Below are 13,674 nucleotides of genomic sequence, written 5' to 3'. Positions count from 1 at the left end.
GCGGGTGGCGGAAGGCTGTGAGGTGCCCGAACGGCGGGCCGTGCCGCGGTCGTGGGAAGATGGGAGGAACTATTTCGATCGGACGAGACTGTCCGGTCCCCGGGATAGCCGGTCAGCGATGATCGGGACACCCCCGGCCCCGGACCAACGGAGAATCGGACCAAGGTGCCCGCGACCCCCAGCAATGTGCCAGAGCCCAGCCGTACCGACCCGGCGCTGATTCGCAACTTCTGCATCATCGCCCACATCGACCACGGCAAGTCGACGCTCGCAGACCGGATGCTGCAGATCACCGGCGTCGTCGACCCCCGGCAGATGCGCGCCCAGTACCTCGACCGGATGGACATCGAGCGCGAGCGCGGCATCACCATCAAGTCGCAGGCGGTCCGCCTCCCGTGGGCCCCGAAGACCGGGCCGGATGCCGGGACGACGCACATCCTCAACATGATCGACACCCCGGGCCACGTGGACTTCACGTACGAGGTGTCCCGTTCCCTGGCGGCCTGCGAGGGCACCATCCTGGTGGTCGACGCGGCCCAGGGCATCGAGGCGCAGACCCTCGCCAACCTGTACCTGGCGCTGGAGAACGACCTCACGATCGTCCCGGTGCTCAACAAGATCGACCTGCCGGCCGCCCAGCCGGAGAAGTACGCCGCGGAGATCGCCCACATCATCGGCTGCGACCCCTCGGACGTGCTCCAGGTCAGCGCCAAGACGGGCCTGGGCGTCGAGGACCTGCTCGACCACATCGTCAACACCATCCCGGCCCCGGTCGGCGTCAAGGACGCCCCGGCCCGCGCGATGATCTTCGACTCGGTGTACGACGCCTACCGCGGCGTGGTCACCTACGTCCGTGTCGTGGACGGCCAGCTGACCAAGCGCGAGCGCATCGCGATGATGTCCACCGGCGCCACCCACGAGCTGCTGGAGATCGGCGTCATCTCGCCGGAGCCGAAGGTCGCGGACGGCCTCGGCGTCGGCGAGGTGGGTTACATCATCACCGGCGTGAAGGACGTCCGGCAGTCCAAGGTCGGTGACACGATCACCTCGCAGCACAAGGGCGCCACCGAGCCGCTGGGCGGCTACAAGGACCCGCGTCCGATGGTGTTCTCCGGCCTGTACCCGCTGGACGGCTCGGACTACCCGCTGCTGCGCGACGCCCTGGACAAGCTGCGCCTGAACGACGCCGCCCTGGTGTACGAGCCGGAGACCTCGGTCGCGCTCGGCTTCGGCTACCGCTGCGGCTTCCTCGGCCTGCTGCACCTGGAGATCATCCGGGAGCGCCTGGAGCGCGAGTTCAACCTCGACCTGATCTCCACCGCCCCGAACGTGGTCTACCGGGTGGTCATGGAGGACGGCACCGAGCACACCGTCACCAACCCGAGCGAGTTCCCCTCCGGCAAGATCGCCGAGGTGTACGAGCCGATCGTGCGCGGCACCATCCTGGCGCCCAACGAGTTCGTCGGCGCGATCATGGAGCTGTGCCAGTCCCGCCGCGGCAGCCTGCAGGGCATGGACTACCTGTCCGAGGACCGCGTCGAGCTGCGCTACACCCTGCCGCTCGCCGAGATCGTCTTCGACTTCTTCGACCAGCTGAAGTCCAAGACCCGCGGCTACGCCTCGCTCGACTACGAGCCCATCGGCGAGCAGACCGCGGCCCTGGTCAAGGTCGACATCCTGCTGCACGGCGACGCGGTGGACGCGTTCTCCGCGATCGTGCACAAGGACAAGGCCTACGGCTACGGCGTGATGATGGCCGGCAAGCTGCAGAAGCTCATCCCCCGCCAGCAGTTCGAGGTGCCGATCCAGGCCGCGATCGGCTCCCGGGTGATCGCCCGCGAGACCGTCCGCGCGATCCGCAAGGACGTCCTCGCCAAGTGCTACGGCGGTGACATCTCCCGTAAGCGCAAGCTCCTGGAGAAGCAGAAGGAAGGCAAGAAGCGGATGAAGATGGTCGGCAGCGTGGAGGTCCCGCAGGAGGCCTTCATCGCCGCGCTGTCCACCGACGCCGAGTCGCCGAAGGACAAGAAGTAGCAGCGGACACGGAAGGGCCCGGGCGGACGCATCCGCCCGGGCCCTTCCGCGTTCCTACTTGAGCGCGCTGAACACGACGCCGACGATCCCGGCCTTGGCGAGCCGCCCCGCGGTGCCGGTGAGGACGGTGGGCTTCATCGAGTCGTCCGGGTGGACGAGCTGCAGGAGCCCGTCCCGGCGGCCGAGGCTCAGGCACTGCACGACGTACTTGAAGCCGAACGGCTTGTCGGTGCGCCCGTCGAGCAGCTTGCCGAGGTACTGGCCCTGCGGCAGGGCGGTGGCGCAGCCCATCCGCAGGGTGCCGATGCCGGGGACGGTGACGGCGGCGGCGTCGCCGACGACGTGGATGTCGGGGTGCGAGAGCGACCGCAGGTGGTCGTCGACGAGGGCTCGGCCGTGCTCGTCCACGGCGAGTCCGGCCTCGGCGGCCAGCGGGTGGGGTTCCAGCGAGGCGGCCCACAGGGTGAGGTCGGCGGCGACCGGGCCGGCGGTGGTGCGCAGCCCGTCCGGGGTGACCTCGGTGACGGTGGCGTCCTCGTGGACGGCGACGCCGAGCCGGTCGAGGACCTTGCGGATGTGGGCGCGGCCCTTGGGCGAGTAGATGCCGCCGACCTGTCCGCCCGCGACGATCCGCACCCGCGAGTCGGGGTGGGCCTCGGCGAGTTCGGTGGCCAGTTCGATGCCGGTGGCGCCGCCGCCGACGACGGCCAGGGTGCCGGGGCGGGCGGCTTCGCGGATCAGGCGCCGGACCTGGTCGGCGCGCTCCACGGGGTGGGCGTGCTCAGCGGCGCCGGGGACGCCGTGCCAGGCGGTGCGGCTGCCGAGGGCGTAGACCAGGGTGTCGTAGCCGAGGGTGGTGCCGTCGTCGAGGACGACCTTGTGCCCGGCCGGGTCGATCCCGACGGCGCGGGCGCGGCGGTGCTCGATCCGGCGGCCGCGGGCGAGGTCGCCGATGGCGGGCCAGTCACGGCCGCGGCCGGCCGCGGTCTCGTGCTGGCGGATGCGGTGCAGCAGCCGCTCCTCGGGGGCGACCAGGGTGACGGTGTGGTGCCGGCCGGCGCCCTTGGCCGCGGTGAGTCCGGCGTATCCGGCGCCCAGGACGACGATCCGCTGCTCGGTGGTGGTGCTCATCTCGTCCGCCTCCTTGCGGGGTGCGCTCCCGCGGAGCGCTGTTCGGGAGGGGGACGACGTGGCCGGTCGGGATGTGACGGTGACCTGCGTCACGGGCTCGCGGGGCCGGGTCAGGGTGCGGGGACGGGTTCGATCCGGGTGAGCTTCTCGGGGTTGACCACCACGTAGGCCTCGCGGATCAGGCCGTCGACGACGTCGAAGGCGACCACGCCGGTGACGGTGCCGGTGGCCCGCTCGTACCAGACCAGGCCCGGGTCGCCGTTGACCAGGGCGGCGCCGAGCCCGAGTTCGGGGGTGAACCACTTGCCGACCAGGCCGGCCACCAGCCGGGCCACCTTGTCGGCGCCGAGGACGGGGCGGGCGGCGGCGCGGACGATGCCGCCGCCGTCGGCGTGCCAGACCACGTCCGGGTCGAGGACCTCCATCAGGCCGAGGATGTCGCCGCGGGTGCTGGCGGCGGTGAAGGCCTCGACGGCCCGCCGGTGCGCGGCCGGGTCGGCGTGCGCGTGCCGGCTGCCGTCCTTGACCCGGCGGCGGGCCCGGGAGGCGAGTTGGCGGGTGGCGTCGGGGGTGCGGTCGAGGGAGGTGGCGATGTCCTCGAAGCCGACCGCGAACACGTCGTGCAGGACGAAGGCGGCCCGCTCGGCCGGGGTGAGCTGTTCGAGGACGGCGAGCAGGGCGAGCGACACGGACTCGCCGCGTTCGGCGAGGTCGGCGGGGGTGTCGGGGGTGTTCGCGTAGGAGACGGACGGCTCGGGCAGCCATTCGCCGTAGTAGGCCTCGCGGCGGGCGCGGGCGGAGCCGAGCTGGTCGTAGCAGAGCCGGGTGACGACGGTGGTGAGGAAGGCGCGTGGGTCGTCGACCGCGCCGCGGTCGGCGGCCTGCCAGCGCAGCCAGGCCTCCTGGAGCACGTCCTCGGCGTCGGTGAAGGAGCCGAGCAGCCGGTAGGCGACGGAACCCAGGTAGCGGCGGTTCGTCTCGAACGCGTCGGGGGTCGGTCGGGCGGCTGCGGGCTGGGCGGTCACGGGTGCCACCGTAGCGAAGGCCGGGCCGCTGCGCGACGGCCCGTCGCGCAGCGGAGCCGGGACGGGTGGGTCCGTCCCGGCTCCGCGCGCCGCCGCCCGGGGGGCGGGTCAGTCGACCTCGGCCACGGCCTCGGCGAACTGGGCCTGGTAGAGCCGGGCGTAGGCGCCGTCGACGGCGATCAGCTCGTCGTGCGTGCCCTGTTCGACGATCGAGCCGTTCTCCATGACCAGGATCACGTCGGCGTCCCGGATGGTGGAGAGCCGGTGGGCGATCACGAAGCTGGTGCGGCCGGTGCGCAGCCGGGCCATGGCGCGCTGGATCAGCACCTCGGTGCGGGTGTCGACGGAGCTGGTGGCCTCGTCCAGGACCAGGATGGACGGCTGGGCGAGGAACGCCCGGGCGATGGTGATCAGCTGCTTCTCGCCGGCGCTGACGCCCGCGCCCTCGTCGTCGATGACGGTGTCGTAGCCGTCCGGCAGGGTGCGTACGAAGCGGTCGACGTGGGCGGCCTTGGCGGCTTCGACGACCTGGTCGAGGGTGGCGCCCTGGGCGCCGTAGGCGATGTTGTCGGCGATGCTGCCGCCGAACAGCCAGGTGTCCTGGAGGACCATGCCGATGCCGGAGCGCAGTTCCTCGCGGGACATCGCGGCGATGTCGGTCCCGTCGAGGGTGATCCGCCCGGAGCTGACCTCGTAGAACCGCATCAGCAGGTTGACCAGGGTGGTCTTGCCGGCGCCGGTGGGGCCGACGATGGCGACGGTCTGGCCGGGTTCGACCTTGAGCGAGAGGTCCTCGATGAGCGGCTTGTCGGGGTCGTAGCGGAACGAGACGTCCTGGAAGGCGACCCGGCCGTGGATGGCGTCGGGCTTCTCGGGCATGGCCGGTTCGGGGCTCTGCTCGGGGGCGTCGAGGAGTTCGAAGACGCGCTCGGCGGAGGCGACGCCGGACTGCACCAGGTTGGCCATGCTGGCGACCTGGGTGAGCGGCTGGCTGAACTGCCGGGAGTACTGGATGAACGCCTGGACGTCGCCGATGGACAGGGCGCCGCTGGCCACCCGCAGTCCGCCGACGACGGCGACCAGCACGTACTGCAGGTTGCCGATCAGCATCATGGCGGGCTGGATGATCCCGGAGATGAACTGGGACTTGAAGCTGGCCTGGTAGAGCGCCTCGTTGTGCTCGCGGAAGGTCTCGGCGGCCTCCTTCTGGCGGCCGAACGCCTTGACCAGGGTGTGCCCGGTGTACATCTCCTCGATGTGGGCGTTCAACTTGCCGGTGGACGCCCACTGTTGGACGAACTGCGGCTGCGCCCGCCTGCCGACCTTGGCGGCGACGACGACCGACAGCGGGACGGCGACCAGGGCGATCGCGGCGAGCAGCGGGGAGATCCAGAACATCATCGCGAGCACGCCGACCACGGTGAGCAGCGAGTTGACGACCTGTCCCATGGTCTGCTGCATGGACTGGCCGATGTTGTCGATGTCGTTGGTGACCCGGCTGAGCACTTCGCCGCGCGGCTGCTTGTCGAAGTAACTGAGCGGCAGCCGGGCGAGTTTGGCCTCGACGTCCTGGCGCAGCCGGTAGACGGAGCGCTGGACGGCGGTGGTGGCGAGGCGGCCCTGGACGATGCCGAACAGGGCGGAGGCGACGTAGATCGCCAGTACCCAGAGCAGCACGGTGCCGATGGCGCCGAAGTCCATGCCGGAGCCGGGGGTGAAGTCGACGGAGGCGAGCAGGTCGGCGATGCCGTTGTCGCCGTGGGCGCGCAGGCCGGCGACGGCCTGGGCCTTGGTGAGGCCGGGGTCGAAGCGGGGGCCGACGACGCCGGCGAAGATCAGGTCGGTGGCGTGGCCGAGGACCTTGGGGCCGACGACGGCGCAGCCGATGCCGAGCACGCCGAGGCCGATCATGCCGGAGAGCCGGGTGCGTTCGGGGCGCAGCAGGCCGAGTACGCGTCTGCCGGAGTTCTTGAAGTCCATGGACTTCTCGGCGCCCTGGCCGCCGGCGAAGCGGCCGGGCCCGGCGGGGCCGCGGCGGGCGGCGGCGGCCTGCGAGTCGCTGGGGAGCCCGGGCTGGGGCTTGCCGCCGGCCTTGGGGTCGGGCTTGTTGCCGGGGCTGGTCACGCCGCCTCCTGCTCGGTGAGCTGGGAGAGCACGATCTCCCGGTACGTCGGGTTGTCGGCCATGAGTTCGTGGTGGGTGCCGGTGCCGACGACGGCGCCCTCGTCGAGGACGATGATCCGGTCGGCGTCGCGGATGGTGGAGACGCGCTGGGCGACGATGAGCACGGTGGCGTCGGAGGTCTCGCGGGCGAGGGCCTTGCGGAGCCTGGCGTCGGTGGCGTAGTCGAGGGCGGAGAAGGAGTCGTCGAAGAGGTAGACGCCGGGTTTGCGGACGAGGGCGCGGGCGATGGCGAGGCGCTGGCGCTGGCCGCCGGAGACGTTGCTGCCGCCCTGGGCGATGGGGGCGTCGAGGCCTTCGGGCATCTTCTCGACGAAGTCCTTGGCCTGGGCGACCTCCAGGGCGTGCCAGAGTTCCTCGTCGGTGGCGTCGGGCCGGCCGTAGCGCAGGTTGCTGGCGATGGTGCCGGTGAACAGGTAGGGCTTCTGCGGGACGAGGCCGACGGTGTCGGCGATCGTCTCGGGGGCGAGGTCGCGGACGTCGACGCCGTCGAGCAGGACCTGGCCGGTGGTGGCGTCGAAGAGCCGGGGGACGAGGCCGAGCAGGGTGGACTTGCCGCTGCCGGTGGAGCCGATGACGGCGGTGGTCTCGCCGGGCCGGGCGGTGAGGGCGATGCCGCGCAGCACGGGGGCCTCGGCGCCGGGGTAGCGGAAGTCGACGTCGCGCAGTTCGAGGTTGCCGCGGCGCAGCAGTTCGGTGACGGGGGCGGCGGGCGGGACGACGCTGGAGGAGGTGTCGAGGACCTCCTGGATGCGTTCGGCGCAGACCTCGGCGCGGGGCACCATCATGAACATGAAGGTGGCCATCATGACGCTCATCAGGATCTGCATCAGGTAGGAGAGGAACGCGGTGAGCGCGCCGATCTCCATGCCGCCGCTGTCGATGCGCTGGGCGCCGAACCAGAGGACGGCGACGCTGGAGGCGTTCACGACGAACATGACGGCCGGGAACATGAAGGACATCAGCCGGCCGACCTGGAGGGCGGTGTGGGTGAGGTCGCGGTTGGCCTCGTCGAAGCGGTTCTGCTCGTGGTCGTCCTTGACGAAGGCGCGGATGACGCGGATGCCGGTGATCTGCTCGCGCAGTACCCGGTTCACGGTGTCGATCTTGACCTGCATGCTGCGGAACTTGGGGCGCAGCGAGCGGACCAGCAGGATGACGACGGTGCCGAGGACGGGGATGACGGCGAGCAGCAGGCCGGACAGCGGGACGTCCTGGTTGAGCGCCATGATGATGCCGCCGACGCACATGATCGGGGCGGCGACGACCAGGGTGAAGCTCATCAGGGCGAGCATCTGGACCTGCTGGACGTCGTTGGTGGTGCGGGTGATCAGGGAGGGGGCGCCGAACTGGCCGACCTCGCGGGCGGAGAAGCTCTGCACCCGGTCGAAGACGGCGGCGCGGACGTCCCGGCCGAAGGCCATCGCGGCGTGGGCGCCGTAGCGGACGGCGCCGATGGAGCACAGTGCCTGGACCAGGGTGACGCCGATCATCACGGCGCCGACCCGCATGATGTAGCCGGTGTCGCCCTTGACCACGCCGCTGTCGATGATGTCGGCGTTCAGGGTCGGCAGGTAGAGCGCCGCGAGGGTGGACACCAGCTGGAGCACGACCAGCAGGGCGATCGGTCGGGAGTAGGGGCGCAGGTACGCCCTGAGCAGTCTGATCAGCACTGTCACACTCTTGTCGTCGACGGGAGGGTTCGCATCCCAATTCTCGGCCCTGGGTGGCCTCGTACGGGTGATTCGATCAATCAGCACGGGAGTTTGCCAGGGTTTTGCCGTACCCTTCGGCCGGCTCGGCGGTCCAGTCGGTGGTGCGGGCGCGGGCCGGTGGTGGCGGCGGGCACCGGCCCCGTGGGGGTGTGCCAGCTGGGCCCGCCCTCTTACGGAATGACCGATTTCCCCCTAGGCTGCTGGTTGCCCCCTTGTTACTGGCCGGTACCCCGCGGGTTTCGTACCGGTTGCGAGCGGGCCCGGCGACCGGCCCCCACGGCGCCGCGCCACCCCTCAGACGGCCACCCGCCTCCGGAGGTCCTCGTTGAGTTCCGCGCAGTCCCTGATCGGCTCCGGCAGCGCCGACATCGTCGCCGGGCGTCCCGCCTCCGTCGCCCACCTGTTCCTGGAGCGCGTCGCCCTCACCCCGAACGCCGAGGCCTACCGCTATCCCGCGGCGGTCGACCCGCACGCCGCGGACGGGGCCCCCGGCGCGGAGCAGTGGCGCTCGCTCACCTGGGCGCAGACCGCCGTCCGGGTGAAGGCGGTGGCGGCCGGCCTGATGGCGCTCGGCATCCAGGCGGAGGACCGGGTCGCGCTGGCCTCCTCCACCCGGCTCGAATGGGTCCTCACCGACCTCGGGGCGATGTGCGCGGGAGCCGCCATCACCACGGTCTACCCCAGCACCAACGCCGACGAGACCGCGTTCATCCTCTCCGACTCCGGCTCCAAGGCGCTGTTCGCCGAGAACACCGCCCAGCTGGCCAAGGTCGCCGGGCAGATCGACCAGCTGCCCGAGCTGCGCACCGTCATCCTCTTCGACTCCCCGGCCGGGGCCCCCGAGACCGCGGGCCTGGAGCTGATCACCCTCGCGGAGCTGGAACGGCGCGGCGCCGAGTACCTGGAGCAGCACCCGGACGCCGTCGAGAAGGCCGTGGCCGCGCTCGACAAGGAGCAGCTCGCCACCCTCATCTACACCTCCGGCACCACCGGCCGCCCCAAGGGCGTGCGCCTGGTGCACGACTGCTGGGCGTACGAGGGCCGGGCCCAGGAGGTCAGCGGGCTGCTGGCCGCCGACGACGTCCAGTTCATGTGGCTGCCGCTGTCGCACGTCTTCGGCAAGACCCTGATCTCCGGCCAGATCGCCACCGGCCACGTGATGGCCCTGGACGGCCGGGTCGACCGGATCATCCACAACCTGCCGGTCATCCGGCCGACCACGATGGCCTCCGCGCCGCGCATCTTCGAGAAGGTCTACAACGGCATCGCCGGCAGGGCCCGGGCCGAGGGCGGCGCCAAGTACAAGATCTTCATGTGGGCCGCGCAGGTCGCCCGCGAGTACGCCCGGGTCGTCCAGGAGAGCCGGATCGCCACCGGCACCGAGAGCGCCCCGCTCGGCCTGCGGCTGCAGCACGCGCTGGCCGACAAGCTGGTGTACGCCAAGATCCGGGCGGCCTTCGGCGGCCGGTTCCGCGGCGCCGTCTCCGGCAGCGCCGCGCTCGCCCCCGAGATCGGCTACTTCTTCCTCGGCGCCGGCGTGCCGATCCTGGAGGGCTACGGGCTCAGCGAGACCAGCGCCGGCTCCTGCGTCAACCGCCGCGAGGACGTGCGGATCGGCACCGTCGGCCGCCCGCTGCCCGGCACCGAGGTGCGGATCGCCGAGGACGGCGAGATCCTGCTGCGCGGCCCCGGTGTCATGCGGGGCTACCACAACCTGCCGGAGAAGACGGCCGAGGTGCTGGAGCCGGACGGCTGGTTCCACACCGAGGACATCGGCGAGCTCACCCCGGACGGCTTCCTGCGCATCACCGACCGCAAGAAGGACCTGTTCAAGACCTCCGGCGGCAAGTACGTGGCGCCCAGCGAGGTCGAGGGCAAGTTCAAGGCGGTCTGCCCGTTCGCCAGCAACATCCTGGTGATCGGCAACGGCCGCAACTACTGCACCGCGCTGATCGGCCTCGACGAGTCGGTGATCATGCCGTGGGCGGCCGAGCACGGCCTGGCCGGCAAGTCCTACGCCGAGGTCGTCGCCGACCCGGCCGTGCACCGGCTGATCGAGGGCTTCGTGAAGCGGCTCAACGGCGAGCTGCAGCGCTGGCAGACGATCAAGAAGTTCCACCTGCTGCCGCGCGACCTCGACGTCGAGCACGGCGAGCTCACCCCGAGCCTGAAGATCAAGCGCCCGGTCGTCGAGCGGGTCTACGCGGACGCCGTCGCCGCGATGTACGAGGGCGCCAACGAGGCCTGAGCCCGCCCGTCCCGTACGGCCCACCGGCCCTCACCGGTTCGGGTGAGCCGTACGGGACAATGGGGGCATGCCCTCCGCACTCCCCGACGGCGAACCGGTGCCGTCCGACGGCTCCCTGCCCGCGCACGCCCTCGCCGGGCTCGGCTCACGGCCGTTCGGCTTCTACCTGCACGTGCCCTACTGCGCCAGCCGCTGCGGCTACTGCGACTTCAACACCTACACCGCCACCGAGCTGCGCTCCTCCGGCGCGGTCGCGTCGCAGGAGACGTACGCGGACAACGTGGTCGCCGAGATCCGGCTCGCCCGGAAGGTACTGGGCGACACCGACCTGCCGGTGCGCACGGTGTTCCTCGGCGGCGGCACCCCCACCCTGCTGCCCGCCCGCGACCTGGTGAAGATGCTCGCCGCGATCCGCGACGAGTTCGGGCTCGCCGACGACGCCGAGGTCACCACCGAGGCCAACCCGGAGTCCGTCGACCCGGCGTACCTGGCCGAACTGCGCGAGGGAGGCTACAACCGGATCTCCTTCGGCATGCAGAGCGCCCGCCCGCACGTGCTGCGGTTGCTCGACCGCCACCACACCCCCGGCCGCCCCGAGGCCTGCGTCGCCGAGGCCCGCGCCGCCGGCTTCGAGCACGTCAACCTCGACCTCATCTACGGCACCCCCGGCGAGAGCGACGACGACTGGCGGGCCTCCCTGGACGCCGCCATCGGCGCCGGGCCCGACCACGTCTCCGCGTACTCCCTCATCGTCGAGGACGGCACCAAGCTCGCCGCCCGCGTCAAGCGCGGCGAACTGCCGATGATCGACGACGACGTGCACGCCGACCGCTACCTCATCGCCGAACAGGCGCTCAGCGCGGCCGGCTTCGCCTGGTACGAGGTCTCCAACTGGGCCACCGCGCCCGAGGGCCGCTGCCGCCACAACGAGCTGTACTGGACCGGCGCCGACTGGTGGGGCGCCGGCCCCGGCGCCCACAGCCACGTCGGCGGCGTCCGCTGGTGGAACGCCAAGCACCCCGCCGCCTACGCCCGGGCCCTCGCCGAGCACCGCACCCCGGCCCAGGGCCGCGAGGTCCTGGCCGACGAGGACCGCCGCGTCGAACGCATCCTCCTCGAACTGCGCCTCGTGGACGGCGTCCCGCTGTCCCTGCTCACCCCCACCGGCCGCGAAGCCGCCGCCCGCGCCCTCACCGCCGGCCTCCTCGCCGCCACCCCCTACGAGCAGGGCCGCGCCGCCCTCACCCTCCAGGGCCGCCTCCTCGCGGACGCCGTCGTACGTGACCTGGTGGACTGAGTCTCGTTAACGTGGTGTCAGCCGTCGGAGGGAGCGCGCAATGACCGCCATCGATGACCGGGTGACAGGGATCTTCGAGAAGCTGGAGGTTCCGGAGGGCTTCAAGGCCGAGCTCATCAGGGGGGAAATCGTGATGATGGCCGGGCCGGACATGGTCCACAACATCATTGTCGAAGCCATCCGGGACCAGGTTCCCCGGGCGAGGTGGTACCGCCTGACCACGCAGGACATCGACCTTCCCGGGTTGACCAGCGAGCCCCAGCCCGATCTGGTCGTGTTCGAGCGGGACGCCTTCGAGGGCCCCGGCCGCCTGGTTCCCGCGCCGTTCCTCACGCTGGTGGTCGAGGTCGTCTCGAAGACCAGCGTCCTGCGCGACTACCGGACCAAGCGGGAGCTGTACGCGGAGGGCTCGATTCCGGCGTACCTGATCGTCGACCCGATCAAGGCCGTCTGCGTGCTGCTCACCGAACCGACCCGGTCGAGCGCCTCAGGGCTGCCGGACTACGTGTCCGCGCGGACGACCAAGTTCGGCGAGCCCATTCCGGTGGATCTGCTCGGCATCACGCTCGACACCTCGGAGTTCCAGACCTACTCCTGACCCGGCAGGGCCGTGAAGTCGATCAGTTCCTCGACGCGGCCGAGGAGTTCGGGTTCGAGGTCCTTGTAGCTGTTGACCCTGGACAGGATGTGCTTCCAGGCGGCCGGGGTGTCGACCGGCCAGCCGAGGCGGCGGCAGGTGCCCTCCTTCCAGTCCTCACCCCGGGGGACGGCGGGCCAGGCGGGGATGCCCACGGAGGCGGGCTTCACGGCCTGCCAGATGTCGATGTAGGGGTGGCCGACGACCAGGACCGACTCGCCGGTGACCTTGGCGGCGATGCGGTGCTCCTTCGTTCCCGGGAGCAGGTGGTCGACCAGGACGCCGAGGCGCCGGCCCGGGCCCGGGGCGAAGTCGGCGACGATCGCGGGCAGGTCGTCGATGCCCCGCAGGTACTCGACGACGACGCCCTCGATCCGCAGGTCGTCGCCCCACACCCGCTCGACCAGCTCGGCGTCGTGCCGGCCCTCGACGTAGATGCGGGACTCGCGGGCGACCCGGGCGCGGGCGCCGGGGACGGCGACCGAGCCGGAGGCGGTGCGGCCCGGGGTGCGGGAGGGGGCGGGCCCGGCCGGGCGGACCAGGGTGACGACCCGGCCCTCCAGCAGGAAGCCGCGCGGGACCAGCGGGAACACCCGGTGCTTGCCGAAGCGGTCCTCCAGGGTGACGGTGAACCCCTCCGCCGTCTTCTCGCAGCGCACCACCGCCCCGCAGAAGCCGGTGGCGGCCTCCTCCACGACCAGGTCGCGCTCGGCGGCGACCTCCGGGGCGGGGGCCTGCTTCTTCCACGGCGGGGTCAGGTCGGGTCCGTACTGGCGGCTGCGCATGCAGGCGACTATACGGACGGACGGGCCGTCAGAGCCCCGGCGCACCCCAGACCGGGAACCAGCGGCCGAGGTCCTTCTCCAGCCGCAGGTCGTTCCCCAGCATGGCGTTGACCTGCAGCTCCAGCGGGCTGTTGCGGCGCTCTCCGCCGCCGGGCATCGGGGCGAACGGGTAGAAGGTGCCGCGCTTGTAGAGGTAGACCAGCGCCAGCGACTGCCCGTCCGCGTTGCGGAAGCCGACCAGCGAACAGAGCAGCTGCGGCCCGAATCCGTTCGCCTCCAGCTCGCTGTTGACCGCGTGCAGGTCGTTGACCAGCTCCGGCAGCTCCTCGGGCCGGTGCCGGGCGAGCAGCCAGGAGTAGCCGTAGCCGTCCTTGGAGGCCTCGACGGGGACGCCGCCGCGCTCGGTGTCGGCGTCGAGCAGGGCGCGGACCTGCTGCTCGACCTGGACGAAGGCCGCACCCTCGACGGCCGCGAAGCAGACCGCCCCGAGCCCGGTGGGCAGGAACCCGGCGGCGGCCTCCAGGGTGAGGGCGGCGGACGGCACGCCGAACAGCTGGTCGAGGTCGGGCCTGACGGGCTTGCTGCGCCCGAACAGCGTGTCCAGGAATCCCACGGCGGTCC

10 protein-coding genes are annotated in these 13,674 nt (G+C 71.6%); 4 read left to right on the top strand and 6 right to left on the bottom strand.

Translation table 11 applies throughout. The features are described from left to right. The first annotated feature begins 165 nt into the window (after nt 1-165). Complete coding sequence (gene lepA / locus ACPC54_RS30030) at nt 166-2,034, top strand: translation elongation factor 4 (protein ID WP_498969276.1); 1,869 nt, start codon at nt 166-168, stop codon at nt 2,032-2,034. Between the two features lie 54 nt (nt 2,035-2,088). Here lepA and ACPC54_RS30025 read toward each other — a convergent pair whose 3' ends face one another. From ACPC54_RS30025 to ACPC54_RS30010, 4 genes are all read right to left on the bottom strand, one after another. Further along, nucleotides 2,089-3,165, bottom strand: a complete 1,077-nt coding sequence (locus tag ACPC54_RS30025) for an NAD(P)/FAD-dependent oxidoreductase (protein WP_498969274.1) — start codon at nt 3,163-3,165, stop codon at nt 2,089-2,091. 110 nt (nt 3,166-3,275) lie between these two features. Beyond that, nucleotides 3,276-4,190 carry an RNA polymerase sigma factor SigJ gene (sigJ, locus tag ACPC54_RS30020; protein WP_498969272.1) on the bottom strand — a complete coding sequence of 305 codons (915 nt, stop codon included), beginning with the start codon at nt 4,188-4,190 and terminating at the stop codon, nt 3,276-3,278. Between the two features lie 108 nt (nt 4,191-4,298). Continuing rightward, nucleotides 4,299-6,314: an ABC transporter ATP-binding protein gene (locus tag ACPC54_RS30015; RefSeq protein ID WP_498969271.1), complete on the bottom strand. Its 2,016-nt coding sequence runs from the start codon at nt 6,312-6,314 to the stop codon at nt 4,299-4,301. Then, nucleotides 6,311-8,044, bottom strand: a complete 1,734-nt coding sequence (locus ACPC54_RS30010) for an ABC transporter ATP-binding protein (RefSeq protein ID WP_498969269.1) — start codon at nt 8,042-8,044, stop codon at nt 6,311-6,313. Before ACPC54_RS30010 ends, ACPC54_RS30015 begins: the two co-directional genes overlap by 4 nt. Nucleotides 8,045-8,411: 367 nt before the next feature. Here ACPC54_RS30010 and ACPC54_RS30005 point away from each other — a divergent pair, with 367 nt between their 5' ends. The 3 genes from ACPC54_RS30005 to ACPC54_RS29995 all read left to right on the top strand — a co-directional run bounded on the left by ACPC54_RS30005 (nt 8,412) and on the right by ACPC54_RS29995 (nt 12,229). Further along, nucleotides 8,412-10,334, top strand: coding sequence for an AMP-dependent synthetase/ligase (locus ACPC54_RS30005; RefSeq protein WP_498969268.1), 1,923 nt, complete (start codon nt 8,412-8,414; stop codon nt 10,332-10,334). Nucleotides 10,335-10,401: 67 nt separating this feature from the next. Beyond that, nucleotides 10,402-11,631 (top strand): radical SAM family heme chaperone HemW, encoded by a 1,230-nt coding sequence (hemW, locus tag ACPC54_RS30000; RefSeq protein WP_498969266.1) that lies wholly within the window; start codon nt 10,402-10,404, stop codon nt 11,629-11,631. Between the two features lie 40 nt (nt 11,632-11,671). Next, nucleotides 11,672-12,229: a Uma2 family endonuclease gene (locus ACPC54_RS29995; protein ID WP_498969265.1), complete on the top strand. Its 558-nt coding sequence runs from the start codon at nt 11,672-11,674 to the stop codon at nt 12,227-12,229. Here ACPC54_RS29995 and ACPC54_RS29990 read toward each other — a convergent pair. Then, the gene (locus ACPC54_RS29990) at nt 12,220-13,053 is read right to left on the bottom strand and encodes a DUF3097 domain-containing protein (protein ID WP_498969264.1); all 834 of its coding nucleotides are present in this window, start codon (nt 13,051-13,053) and stop codon (nt 12,220-12,222) included. The genes ACPC54_RS29995 and ACPC54_RS29990 overlap by 10 nt on opposite strands. Nucleotides 13,054-13,081: 28 nt before the next feature. After that, the gene (pspAB, locus tag ACPC54_RS29985; RefSeq protein ID WP_498969263.1) at nt 13,082-13,666 is read right to left on the bottom strand and encodes a PspA-associated protein PspAB; all 585 of its coding nucleotides are present in this window, start codon (nt 13,664-13,666) and stop codon (nt 13,082-13,084) included. Nucleotides 13,667-13,674: the final 8 nt, after the last annotated feature.

Source organism: Kitasatospora sp. NPDC094028 (assembly GCF_049543595.1).
Classification (GTDB): Bacteria; Actinomycetota; Actinomycetes; order Streptomycetales; family Streptomycetaceae; genus Kitasatospora.
This window is presented reverse-complemented; position numbering and strand designations above follow the sequence as displayed.

Bases quoted from the DNA above. Each gene is read 5' to 3' on its own strand.
- ACPC54_RS29990 (WP_498969264.1), bottom strand. From the start codon at position 13,053: ATGCGCAGCCGCCAGTACGGACCCGACCTGACCCCGCCGTGGAAGAAG.
- hemW (WP_498969266.1), top strand. From the start codon at position 10,402: ATGCCCTCCGCACTCCCCGACGGCGAACCGGTGCCGTCCGACGGCTCC.
- ACPC54_RS29995 (WP_498969265.1), top strand. From the start codon at position 11,672: ATGACCGCCATCGATGACCGGGTGACAGGGATCTTCGAGAAGCTGGAG.
- ACPC54_RS30025 (WP_498969274.1), bottom strand. From the start codon at position 3,165: ATGAGCACCACCACCGAGCAGCGGATCGTCGTCCTGGGCGCCGGATAC.